At 61.6% G+C, this 11,963-nt stretch carries 11 protein-coding genes and 2 pseudogenes; 1 reads left to right on the top strand and 12 read right to left on the bottom strand.

The annotated features are described in order from the left end of the window. Positions 1-117: 117 nt before the first annotated feature. The 9 genes from G5575_RS16835 to G5575_RS16795 all read right to left on the bottom strand — a co-directional run bounded on the left by G5575_RS16835 (position 118) and on the right by G5575_RS16795 (position 7,590). Positions 118-1,167 carry a FecCD family ABC transporter permease gene (locus G5575_RS16835; protein ID WP_407924875.1) on the bottom strand — a complete coding sequence of 350 codons (1,050 nt, stop codon included), beginning with the start codon at positions 1,165-1,167 and terminating at the stop codon, positions 118-120. Next, entirely contained in the window at positions 1,164-2,141 is a 978-nt protein-coding gene (locus G5575_RS16830) for a FecCD family ABC transporter permease (RefSeq protein WP_407924878.1), read from the bottom strand. Before G5575_RS16830 ends, G5575_RS16835 begins: the two co-directional genes overlap by 4 nt. A gap of 61 nt (positions 2,142-2,202) precedes the next feature. Then, positions 2,203-3,189 carry an iron-siderophore ABC transporter substrate-binding protein gene (locus G5575_RS16825; RefSeq protein WP_164535331.1) on the bottom strand — a complete coding sequence of 329 codons (987 nt, stop codon included), beginning with the start codon at positions 3,187-3,189 and terminating at the stop codon, positions 2,203-2,205. 73 nt (positions 3,190-3,262) lie between these two features. Then, the gene (locus G5575_RS16820; protein WP_235936113.1) at positions 3,263-4,342 is read right to left on the bottom strand and encodes a GGDEF domain-containing protein; all 1,080 of its coding nucleotides are present in this window, start codon (positions 4,340-4,342) and stop codon (positions 3,263-3,265) included. A gap of 173 nt (positions 4,343-4,515) precedes the next feature. Then, positions 4,516-5,793, bottom strand: a complete 1,278-nt coding sequence (gene clpX / locus G5575_RS16815; RefSeq protein WP_164535329.1) for an ATP-dependent Clp protease ATP-binding subunit ClpX — start codon at positions 5,791-5,793, stop codon at positions 4,516-4,518. 174 nt (positions 5,794-5,967) lie between these two features. Next, a complete protein-coding gene (locus G5575_RS16810) occupies positions 5,968-6,597 on the bottom strand; it encodes an ATP-dependent Clp protease proteolytic subunit (RefSeq protein ID WP_164535328.1) in 630 nt (209 codons plus the stop codon). Between the two features lie 225 nt (positions 6,598-6,822). Then, complete coding sequence (locus G5575_RS16805) at positions 6,823-7,050, bottom strand: hypothetical protein (protein WP_164535327.1); 228 nt, start codon at positions 7,048-7,050, stop codon at positions 6,823-6,825. A 10-nt stretch (positions 7,051-7,060) separates the two neighbouring features. Beyond that, the gene (locus tag G5575_RS16800) at positions 7,061-7,348 is read right to left on the bottom strand and encodes a BrnA antitoxin family protein (RefSeq protein WP_164535326.1); all 288 of its coding nucleotides are present in this window, start codon (positions 7,346-7,348) and stop codon (positions 7,061-7,063) included. Further along, positions 7,345-7,590, bottom strand: a complete 246-nt coding sequence (locus tag G5575_RS16795) for a BrnT family toxin (RefSeq protein WP_164535325.1) — start codon at positions 7,588-7,590, stop codon at positions 7,345-7,347. The genes G5575_RS16800 and G5575_RS16795 overlap by 4 nt, the downstream gene beginning before the upstream one ends. 199 nt (positions 7,591-7,789) lie before the next feature. On the opposite strand from G5575_RS16795, the gene G5575_RS21940 reads away from it, so the two are divergent. Further along, complete coding sequence (locus G5575_RS21940; RefSeq protein WP_328766437.1) at positions 7,790-8,968, top strand: cytochrome P450; 1,179 nt, start codon at positions 7,790-7,792, stop codon at positions 8,966-8,968. Between the two features lie 48 nt (positions 8,969-9,016). Here G5575_RS21940 and G5575_RS16785 read toward each other — a convergent pair. The 3 genes and pseudogenes from G5575_RS16785 to rpsI form a co-directional block, all read right to left on the bottom strand. After that, positions 9,017-10,386, bottom strand: a pseudogene (locus tag G5575_RS16785) (dicarboxylate/amino acid:cation symporter). Between the two features lie 171 nt (positions 10,387-10,557). After that, on the bottom strand, positions 10,558-11,196 hold the full coding sequence (locus G5575_RS16780; RefSeq protein WP_164535323.1) for an SdpI family protein: 639 nt from the start codon (positions 11,194-11,196) through the stop codon (positions 10,558-10,560). 284 nt (positions 11,197-11,480) lie between these two features. Then, positions 11,481-11,962, bottom strand: a pseudogene (gene rpsI, locus G5575_RS16775) (30S ribosomal protein S9). Between the last annotated feature and the right edge of the window lies 1 nt (position 11,963).

The following is an 11,963-nucleotide window of genomic DNA, read 5'->3' as shown; positions in this document are numbered from 1 at the left end:
CCCCCTCCGCAAGTCAAGCCTTGCCGATTTGTGACCATCTTGTCGTCAACGCACAGGAGATGTGCACGCCGTGCCGGGAACAGCGATGTGCCTTGCGCACAAGGCGGATGCGGAGGCTCAGCTCTTCTCAGCGCGGTTCGAAACGACGATCAGATAGATCAGATATGGCGCGCCCAAGGCACCGGTGACGACGCCGACCGGGAAGCGCGCGCCGAGTAGATACTGACCGGCGAAGTCACAGACCAGCACGAGGAGAGCGCCGGTCAGAGCTGAAGGCAAAAGCATCGAGCCGGAATGGCCGACGAGGCGGGTGGCGATGGGACCCGAGAGGAAGGCCACGAAGGCGATGGGGCCGGCTGCCGCGGTGGCGAAGGCGATCAGCGCGACGGCCGAGAGGAGGATCAGGATGCGCGAGAGGTTGACGCGTACGCCGAGCGAGGCAGCGGTGTCTTCGCCCAGGCGCATGGTTTCAAGCGCATTAGCGCGGTTGAAGAGCACGCTGCCGCAGACGACCAGGACAATGGAAGCAGGAAGGATCTGCGGCCAGGCGGCGCCGTTGACGCTGCCGGCCAGCCAGCGCGTCGCCTCGGCAGCATCCCAGACCGGGGCGCGGGAAAGGACATAGTAGATGATCGACTGGCAGATGGCAGAGACGCCAATGCCGGTGAGGATCAGCCTGGCGCCGAAGCCGCCGCGACGGAAGGAGAGGAGGAAGATAAAGAGCGCGACGGCGAGGCTTGCGACCACGGCAAAGAGCGCGACGCCGCTGCCCTCAAGGCCGAGAACGATGATCGCGACCACCGCTGCCGCACTGGCGCTGTTGGAGATGCCGATGATGTCGGGGCTTGCCAGCGGATTGCGCAGGAGCGTCTGGGACGCGACGCCGCCAAGGCCGAAGCTCAGGCCGGCCACGATGGAGAGGATGGCGCGAGGCAGGCGCAGCTGGCCGACGGTGAAGTTGAGGCCGCCCATATCGGTGCCTAGAAGCACTTGCCACACGTCGAGCGGGCCGACAAAGGATTTGCCGGCCATGAGGGTCGTGGCGAAGGCGGCGATGACGAGGATGGCCAGGAGCGCCGTTACGAGGTTGCGCCGCAGAGACTGGCGGCGCCGCACGATGGCGACGGCGGCGACTTCGTTTGCTTCGATCGGCAGGATAACGCTCACAGGTCCCTGCCCCGGTAGCGTTGCACGATCCAGATGAAGACCGGCGCGCCGACAAAGGCAGTGACGATGCCGACATCGAGTTCGCCAGGACGGGCGACGGTGCGGCCGATGACGTCGGAACTGAGAAGCAAGATGGCGCCGCCGAGTGCCGAGAATGGCAGTAGCCAGCGATGGTCGACGCCGACGATGAGGCGACAGATATGCGGCACGAGAAGGCCGACAAAGGAAATGGGGCCACAAACGGCGGTCGTTGCTCCGGCCAGGATGACCGCGCCCAGCGAAGCCAGCCAGCGGGCTAGAACGACGTTTTCACCAAGACCCGCTGCAAGATCGTCGCCGAGGGCCAGCGAGTTAAGCTTGCGGGCGGAAAGCAGGCACAGACCGAAGCCGACGACGAGGAAGGGCACGACCTGCCAGATGGTGGCAAATGAGGTGCCCCCTACTCCGCCGATCTGCCAGGATCGTGCACCTTCGGCGATGTCGTTGCGCGGCAGGATGACGGCGGTGACAAAGCTCGCAAGTGCGATTGTGGTGGCGGTGCCAGCAAGCGCCAGTTTCAGCGGTGTCGGTCCGCCCCGGCCCAAGGAACCGATGGCGAAGACGAAAACCGCAGTAAGCCCGGCGCCGAGGATAGCGGTCCAGATATAGGCTTGGGCTGAGGCCAACCCGAACCATGCAAGGCCGATAACGACGGCAAGCGCTGCACCCATGTTGACGCCCAAGATGCCGGGCTCGGCGAGCGGATTGCGGGTGACGCCTTGCATGACGGCACCTGCAAGGCCGAGTGCTGCGCCAGCCAGGGCAGCCAGAACGGTGCGCGGGATACGCTTGGCGATGGCGGCTTGCTCGATTGTGTCGGTGGCGCCGCCAAAGGCTGCAACGATGTCACCGAAGCCGACATTGCGGGCGCCGATGGCGATGGAGAGCGCGCAGCAGATGGCAACGAGGCCAAGAACCACGCAGAGCCAGAACAGCCTTAAACGCGTCTGGCGCCCAAGATCGGGCGCCCGCAAAGTCGTGGTGGTCAAAGCCTGATCATTCAGCCTTGGCAGCAGCGTCGGCCAGCAGCTTGACGTAGTCCTTGAGGACCCAGGAGATAGCAAGCGGCGTCGGATTGGCGGCCGTACCGAGCGGGTCGGAGCCCAGGGTGACGATGGCACCCGAAGCGACGGCTGGCATCTTGGACGTCAGCGGATCGGCATTGAGGGCGTCGATCAATTCCTGGCCGCCATAGGTGACGAGAAGCTTGACGTCGTTAAAGGCGTCGATATTCTCGGCGCTGACTTCACCGGAGAAGGCGCCGTCTTGGGAAGCGTCGATCACCGACTGCGGCATGGCGAGACCCAGGTCTTCGAAGAACTGAACGCGCGTGTCGTGGTTGGTGTAGAACTTGACCGTCGAGAGATTGGTGGTGTCGAGGTGGGTGATGAACATTGCCGGCTTGCCCTCGAGCACCGGATGTTCGGCGGCGACGGCCTTGATCTCGGCTTCAAGGTCGGCGATCAGCTGTTCGCCTTCGGCAGCCATGCCCATGCCCATGGAATTAAAGCGGATCATGTCGCGCCAGTCGGTCGACCAGGCGGCTTCGGGATAGGCGACGACCGGAGCGATTTCGCTGAGCGTGTCATAGGTCTGCTGGTCGAGCCCGGAATAGGCGGCGAGGATCACGTCGGGATCGAGCGCGGCTACGGCTTCGAAGTCGATGCCGTCGCCTTCATCGAACAGGACCGGGGTTTCGGCGCCAAGCTCATCGAGGCGTTCCTTGACCCATGGCAGAAGGCCATCGCTGTCGTCGTCGCCGAAGTTCGCAAAGGCCATGCCAACGGGAACGACGCCGAGCGCCAGCGGCACTTCATGGTTGGCCCAATTGACCGTGACGATACGCTCGGGCTTAGCCTCGATCGTGGTTGTGCCCAGGGCATGCTCGATGGTCAGCGGATAGTCCTGCGCGATCGCAGCGCCGGTTACAAAGCTTGCGGCGACAAAGGTGAAAGACGCCGCAATATGGGCCACGTTGAGCATGATGCCCTCCAATTATGATATTGGGCGTCATATTTCAGGGCGGTGTTGGGTTGTCAAGCAAGGCGGCGGCGTCTTAAGCGGCTAGGGCCGAGCCGATGATCGTGCAATCGCGGCCCGAGGCCTTGGCGTTGTAGAGGGCATCGTCTGCACGGCGGAACACGGAGTTGATGCTTTCGTCGGCTGGGCTGGATTGGGCAATGCCGGCGCTGAAGCGAACCGGAAGGCCGTTCGGGAGCTTGAGCTTTTCGCCGAAGGAGTCGCGCAGATCCTCGACGAAGTCATGCGCAGTGCGCGCGTCGACGCCGATATAGATAAGGCAGAATTCTTCGCCGCCCATACGCGCGGCGATCCGAGGTGTGGGCTGTGCTGCGCGAATGGCCTCGCCGAAGGTGGCCAGCACCCGGTCGCCCTCATCGTGACCGAAGAGATCGTTGACCTGCTTGAAGTGGTCTAGGTCGAGCGCCACCAGTGTGAAGGCGGTCCCCTGCCAGCGGGAGCTGGTCCAAAGCTTGCGTCCCTGCTCCCGCAGTGCGCGACGATTGGAAAGCTGGGTGAGCTCATCGCGGAAGGCAAGATCGGCAAGCGTCGATTCGGCACGGTCCTTAAGCGCTGCCAGCCAGGACAGAATGATGATCGTGGTGCCGACGTAACTGGCAATAAACGGTATCGAATTGACCATTTCGCCGGAAAGCGGCGAGAAATGCACGCCGGGCATGAGGATCGCTTCGATCGGCCGCGCAATGGCACTGCAAAAGGAGGTGGCATAGCCCAAGGCCATCAGGAAGGCCGTGTTGGTGCGCACCACCTTGGTCGCGTGCCGAAGCACGAAGATCGCCGCCGCTGCCAGCTGGAAGCTCAGGATCACGGCGCTGACTTGCGCGGCATTCTCGGAGTTCAGCTGCAGGGCAAGGATGGCGACGACCACCATGGCCGGCGGCAGGACGAACCAGGCAACATGGAGCCTGCGGCCTGTGAGCGTGACGATGGCCGCCCATTGCAGGGCAACGACGCCGCTGATGCAGCCGGCGTAGAGGGCGGTCAAAAACAGATTTCGGGTGGCCACGGCCCCGAGAATTGCGGCCCAGCAGCATACGGCCATGACCAGAGACCAACAAAACAGCACGGTTTCGGGGCGATTGCGGCGCACGGTCATGATCGGCACGGCGATGGCAAAACCATGACGCTGACGATGCGCGCCACGACCAAGGACGGCATATCGAGAGAATAGGCTGCGTCCACAGCTGCTCCTAGCGGCCGCAAAAAAAGCAACGGCCCCCAGCATCTAAGCTGGAGGCCGTAAAGGATTGGTTCGTGAGCGCGCTTGGTTTAAGCGGAAGCTGGCGCGTCTTCCTTCTTGCGATCGGAATAGATGTAGAGCGGACGCACGTCCTTGCCCTTCACCACTTCCTCCGAGATCACCACTTCTTCAACGCCTTCGAGCGAGGGCAGATCGTACATGGTGTCGAGGAGGATGCCTTCGAGGATTGACCGCAGGCCGCGGGCACCGGTCTTGCGCTCGATGGCCTTTTCGGCGATTGCCTTGAGGGCGTCCTCGTGGAAGGTGAGTTCCACGTCTTCCATCTGGAACAGGCGCTGGTACTGGCGCACGAGGGCGTTCTTGGGCGCGGTCAGGATTTCGATCAGTGCCGGAATGTCGAGATCTTCAAGCGTGGCAAGGATCGGCAGACGACCGATGAATTCGGGGATGAGACCGAAGCGCACCAGATCTTCAGGCTCGACATCGGCAAGCACCTGACCGATGCGGCGATCGTTGGGATCCTTGACCGTTGCCGAGAAGCCGATGCCGGAGCCTTCGCCGCGCGCCGAAATCACCTTCTCGAGGCCAGCAAAAGCGCCGCCGCAGATGAAGAGGATGTTGGTCGTGTCAACCTGCAGGAATTCCTGCTGCGGATGCTTGCGGCCACCTTGCGGCGGCACGGAGGCAACGGTGCCTTCCATGATCTTGAGCAGGGCCTGCTGCACGCCTTCGCCCGAAACGTCGCGAGTGATCGACGGATTGTCAGACTTGCGCGAAATCTTGTCGACTTCGTCGATGTAGACGATGCCGCGCTGGGCCTTTTCGACGTTGTAGTCGGCAGCCTGAAGGAGCTTGAGAATAATGTTTTCGACGTCTTCACCGACATAGCCGGCTTCGGTCAGCGTCGTCGCATCCGCCATGGTGAAGGGCACGTCGATGATGCGGGCCATGGTCTGGGCCAGCAGCGTCTTGCCCGAACCGGTGGGGCCGATCAGCAGAATGTTGGACTTGGAAAGCTCAACGTCCTGATTCTTGGTCGCGTGGTGGAGGCGCTTATAGTGATTGTGCACGGCCACGGAGAGCACGCGCTTGGCGCGGAACTGGCCGATGACGTAATCGTCGAGCACCTTGCAGATATCGGCAGGGGTGGGCACGCCGTCCGAGGACTTGACCATCGAGGTCTTGTTCTCTTCGCGGATGATGTCCATGCAAAGTTCAACGCATTCATCGCAGATGAATACGGTCGGACCAGCGATCAGCTTGCGTACTTCATGCTGCGACTTGCCGCAGAACGAGCAGTACAGCGTATTCTTGCTGGTTTCGCCGGTATTGGTCTCTTTGGACATCCAGTCACTCCCGGGGGTTGAGCACCCCCAAATCTAGACATTAGCAACGACGCTAACGCCCAAGGCATAAAGAAAGTCTAAGCCGAAACGACCTTAAAGATCGTTCCGGCTGCGTGCAATTGCACCGGGATCACAGTCCACGGCGCAAGGGCGTTGTGCTTAACGGGTCGAAAGTCAGACCGTTGCCTCGGGGACGATGCGCTTTTCGAGCACGGTGTCGATGAGGCCGAAGGCCTTGGCTTCTTCCGGCGACAGGAAGCGATCGCGCTCGAGGGCGTTCTCGATTTCCTCGTAGGTGCGACCGGTGTGCTTTTCATAGATCTGATTAAGACGGCGCTTCAAACCCTCGACTTCCTTAGCGTGAATCAGGATGTCGGTGACCTGACCCTGGAAACCGCCGGAAGGCTGATGAACCATGACGCGCGAGTTCGGCAGCGAGGTGCGCATGCCGGCTTCGCCAGCGGCGAGCAGCAGCGAACCCATCGATGCAGCCTGACCCATGACCATGGTGGCCACGGCAGGACGGATGAACTGCATGGTGTCATAGATGGAGAGGCCAGCCGTTACAACGCCGCCGGGCGAGTTGATGTAGAGCGCAATTTCCTTTTTCGGGTTTTCCGATTCGAGGAACAGAAGCTGTGCGACGATCAGCGAGGCCATGTTGTCCTCGACCACGCCGGTCACGAAGATGATGCGCTCGCGCAGCAGGCGTGAGTAGATGTCGAAGGCGCGTTCGCCACGGTTCGACTGCTCGACCACCATGGGAACGAGCGTGTTCATGTAAAGATCGTGCGGATCCCGCATAGTATGCCCCTTGGCCATGCTCCAGGTCGCGGACCGGAACGGCTTGGTTGTTTGGCATGCCCCTGCCCCGAACGCGCACTCGGATGGACAGGATGGCATGCCGGGAAAATCGAATCAGCGCGACTGGCCGATTGCAGCGACGCCGCCTTAACGGGCGGTAAAGGCACAGATAGGCGGCAATGGGGCGCGCTTCAATAGTGCTCCTGCGTCTTGTTGCGCCCAGGGTCAGACGAAGGCGACGGTGACGCCCTTCTTCTTGAAGTAGGATTGCATCAGCTTGCGGCCCTGACGGTTGCCTTGTGCGAGCTTGGCGGTTTCGAAGGTCGCCTCCTTTGCGCCTTCCTTGGCCATTGCGCCTTTGAGGGCCGCAATGTGGAGGTCGAGGTCTTCATTGCCATTCTGGATCGAGGCGTAGATCGCGTCGATGGCTTGGGTAACAGTGATGTCGCTCACAGGAAAATCCTCAATCGAGTTTTGCCGCCTTCAGAACATCATTGATGCGCGCTTGCCAACCCTTTCCTGTGGCTTTGAACTTTTCGATGACGTCCGGGTCGAGCCGAAGAGATATTTGCTGCTTGGGGGCAGCGACGGCAGGACGGCCACGGGCGCGGCGGATGCGGGCGTAGAGTTCAGGATCGAACTCTGAAAGTGGCTTCAGCCCAGCTAGTTGCTCATCCGTAAGTTCTGGGGAGTCCACCGCGTCCCAGTCCTCCTTGGTGAAGCCAAGACCTTCGCGAAATTCCTTGTTCATAATGCTTCTCTCTCCTTCTCGCTCGCAGGGCGCATTGAGATGACCGAGATTGCTTCAAAGCCATACTGCACGTGGACTACGGTTGTGCCACGTCCATTCAGCCACCCAACCGCCAAGCGACGACCCAACTTGGCATCTTCGAAATACGCATCCTCGAAAAACTCGAGCGTTAAGTCCGCGAAGTCCAAGCCGTGCTTAAGCAAGTTCGCGCGTCGTTTCGGCTCGTCCCAGATAATCTGCATTTATGTATCACGTTAAATAGGGCGATCCAATGATGTTGCCAGTGGGGCAGTGCGGCGTCGATGGTGATTGCATTGGCCGTGCCGCACCTTAGTGTCTGGTCGTTGCAACCAGTTTGAAGACCATGGCCGCCATCATTCAAGTCAAGCCGATCACCGATGTCCCGGCCCATTCCGGGCTTCTGCGAAACCGCAGGATCCGGTGTTCTTCCAGAACCCATACCCCTTCTATGCGCAGCAGCACGCGTCCCATCCGACGTTCTTTTGGGAGGAGTATGGGCATTGGTGCTTCTCGGACTTCCGCTCGGTCAGCGCCCTTCTTCGCGACAAGCGCCTGGGACGTGAAATCCTGCATGTGGCGACGCGCGAGGAAATCGGGCTGCCGACGCCCAAGCCGCATACGGTCGACTTTGATCTTACCGAACAATATTCGCTGCTGAACCTCGAACCGCCGGCGCATACGCGGCTGCGGACGCTGGTGAATCGCGCCTTTGTTTCGCGGCAGGTGGAGCAGTTGCGTCCGCGCATTCGGCAGCTTGCGCATGACACGATCGACGGGTTGGAAGGTGAGGACAGCGTCGACCTGATCAAGGCATTCGCCGCGCCGATCCCTGCCATTGTCATTGCCGAAATGATTGGGCTTCCGGCCGAGGCGGCGCCGCTGCTGCTGCAGTGGTCGAACCGGATGGTGACCATGTACATGTATGGCGTCACGCACGAGACCGAGATCGACGCCAACCAGGCAGCGGCCGATTTCACGGCCTATCTTCGCGAAGCGATCGCGGATCGGCGTAAGGCACCGCGGGAAGATCTCCTGAGCCACATGCTGACCAGCGACCGCAATGGCGATGTGCTCAGCGACGACGAAGTGATGTCGACCGCCATCCTGCTGCTCAATGCCGGGCATGAAGCGACGGTGCATACGACCGGTAATGGGGTCAAATCGATCCTCGAAAGCGGGCTCAATCCGGCGGCACTCTTCGCAACACCGGAGCAGGCGGAAAAGACCGTGGAAGAATGCCTGCGCTTCGATGCGCCATTGCATCTCTTCACCCGCTACGTCCTAGCAGATACGGAGATCGAAGGCATTTCGCTACGCAAGGGCGATGTGGTGGGCTTGATGCTTGGCGCCGCCAACCGGGACCCTGCCCGCTTTGCCGATGCCAACCGCTTCGATCCGTTCCGGACCGATGGCGCAAATGTCAGCTTCGGTGCTGGCATTCACTTCTGCATCGGCGCGCCACTGGCACGGATCGAATTGCAGGAGGCAATGGGGGTGCTGTTCGAACGCCTGCCGAAGCTCAGGATCGTCGAGCCACCGCGCTACGGAAATGTTTATCACTTCCATGGGCTCGAAAAGCTGATGGTGGGGTGGAGGTAAGGCCCCCACCCGGCCTCCCCGGAAGTCGGGGGAGGAGGAGCGGTGCGGTTACTCGGCGGGGACGGCTTCGGCGTCGAGGTCTTCGATGGTCTTGCCGTTGTCGTAGACGGCCTGGTTGAGCATGCCCTGACGCTTGGCGACAATGGTGGGGACCAGTGCCTGGCCGGCGACGTTGACCGCGGTGCGGCCCATGTCGAGGATCGGGTCGATAGCGAGCAGCAGGCCAACGCCTTCTAACGGGAGGCCAAGGGTCGAGAGCGTCAGCGTCAGCATGACGGTGGCGCCGGTGAGGACCTGCCGTTGCCGCCGAGCCGATGACCGAGACGAAGACGATCAGCAGATAGTGCTCGATGCCGAGGCTAATGCCGAAGAACTGGGCGACGAAGATTGCCGAGATCGCCGGGTAGATCGCGGCGCAGCCATCCATCTTGGTGGTTGCGCCAAGCGGCACGGCAAAAGAGGCATATTCGCGCGGCACGCCGAGGTTCTTTTCCGTGATGCGCTCGGTAACCGGAAGCGTACCGATCGAAGACCGCGACACAAAGGCAAGCTGAATGGCGGGCCATGCACTCTGGAAGTAGCGGATGGGGCTCAGCCCATTGGCCTGGAGCAGCAGCGGATAGACCACGAAGAGGACAAGCGCGAGGCCGATATAGATGGCCGCGGCGTACCAACCGAGCTGGGCCAAGGCGTCCCAGCCGTAGACAGCGACAGCATTGCCGAGAAGGCCAATCGTGCCGATAGGCGTGAGGCGAATGACCCACCACAGGACCTTATGGATGATCTTGAGAGGAGGAGCGGTTGAAGGCGAGGAAGGCGTCTGCCGCCGGACCAACCTTGAGCGCTGCAATGCCGATGACGATCGAAACGATGAGGATTTGGAGGACATTGAAATTGAGGCTGGTCGTGGCGACGCTATCGGAGACGCGGGTTGAGGCTTGGAGGCCGATGAAGTTGGAGGGGATCAGACCCTTGAGGAAGTCGAGCCAGGACCCCGTCGATGAAGGGGCGCTGGCGGCTTCTGCGGCAACGGCGGTGTTGAGGCCAGGCTGGATGATGAGACCAAGAGCGATGCCGATGGCCACCGCGATCAGCGCGGTGATGGCGAACCAAAGAAGGGTCTGCCAGACGAGCTTGGCAGCGTTGTTGAGTTCGCGAAGGTTGGCTATCGATGCAACGATGGCGGTGAAAACGAGCACCGGCACAAGCGCGCGCAGGAGCGAAACGAAAGACGAGCCAACGGTCGCGAGCGTCTGCGTCAGCCAGTTGGCATTTCCGGCAGCGTCGGGTCCCATGGTGCGGGCGATGAAGCCAAGGACCAAGCCGATGACCATGGCCGCGAGAACCTGGACGCCGAAATTGGTATAAGACGGTTTGGGCGCGCGCGGAGCCGCGGTGGCCGAAAGTGTGGTGGGCATTGAGAGAAGCCTTTCAGGTGCGCGCGGCACCTGCTCACAAACTAAGCAGTGTGCCACACTCTTGACCAGAAGCTACGCCGCCTGCCGCGATAAAGCAGCGAATGACGTACCCTTTGGGAAAGCGCTGGCAGAAATTTTTGCGCCTATGGCGAGTGTGCTAGAAAAGCCTTGTCAGAGGCGCCGCGTCAGCATGGTTGCGAGCGCGGCAACGAATGGTATCGCCAAAAGACTCGCGGCCAAGGAAGCGACAAGGGTGGCGGGTCCCGGATCGCTCCAAGCCAGCCAGGCGAGACTTATCGCGGCCAGACCACTGATGACGCCGGTGAGGCGATGGACCAGTGTCCAGGCGCGGTCTGACCCGACGCGCCACGGCATGCGCAGGCCGGCATAGGAGTGGCGCTCGGCTTCGAAGATGACAATCGCAAAAACGGCAAGTGTCGCCGCAAGACCGAAGGCAGTAAGGCGGAAGAGGTCGAGGTCGGAACCAATGGCGAGAAAAAGTAGCGACAGCTGGCAGGCGGCGGCCGTCGCGAGCGCTACGGTCAGTATGGGGTCCAAGATGTGCTGGGTCTTGGCGAAGTGGTTTTTCGTGAGAAGGCGACCGAGCAGGAAGAACACAGCCATCAGGACAAGTTGAACCAGCGGCGCCGTGGCAGCGGCCAGGTCGCGCGGCCAGAGCACGTCAGCTGTGGAGCCCTGCCAGTGCGCCGGAAAGGAAAAGCTTGCGGGAACATGGGCGATGATGACGCCAGCCATGGCGATGGTCACACCGAAGATCAGCAGATGAAAGCGGGTGACGAGGCTAGGCATAGGGGAGTCCGGTGGTCCGGGTGATATAGGTGGCGGACGAAGGATCGGAAGGGGCTTGCTGTACTCGTCGTCAGGCACCCCCTTCCGAGCGACGCTAGGGTGCGGCGCACCTAAGCTCTGCTTGCCTTCCCCTCTGAGGGGAAGGTAGGGCTAAGGCGCAGACTTGGACCGCGAGGTGAAGGTCACCCCTCATCCGCCCTTCGGGCACCTTCTCCCCACGGGGGCAAAGGGAAGAAAGAAAAGGGCCGGTTTCCCGGCCCTTTGTGTTCGCAAAAATCCGAAGCTTAGCGCTTGGAGAACTGGAAGGAGCGGCGGGCCTTGGCCTTGCCGTACTTCTTGCGTTCGACGACGCGCGAGTCGCGGGTCAGGAAGCCACCCTTCTTGAGGGTCGGGCGCAGGGCGGGCTCGAAGAAGTTGAGCGCCTTGGAGATGCCGTGACGAACGGCACCGGCCTGACCGGAGAGACCGCCGCCGGCAACCGTGACGTTGACGTCATACTGCTCGGTGCGTTCGGTGGCGACGATCGGCTGCTGCACGATCAGCTGAAGAACCGGACGGGCGAAGTACTTGGCGAATTCACGGCCGTTGACGGTGACCTTGCCCTTGCCGGGCTTGATCCAGACGCGGGCGACGGCGTTCTTGCGCTTGCCGGTGGCATAGGCGCGGCCGAGGCTGTCGAGCTTCTGGACATGGACCGGTGCGGTGTTGGCGGCGGAGCTGCTGCCGAGGTGCCGAGGTCTTCGAGAGAATTGATGGTTTCAGCCATA

Origin of the sequence: Devosia aurantiaca (assembly GCF_011058215.1) — a bacterium.
Classification (GTDB): domain Bacteria; phylum Pseudomonadota; class Alphaproteobacteria; order Rhizobiales; family Devosiaceae; genus Devosia; species Devosia aurantiaca.
The sequence above is the reverse complement of the archived record's forward strand: the minus strand, read 5'-3'. Positions and strand labels throughout refer to the sequence as shown.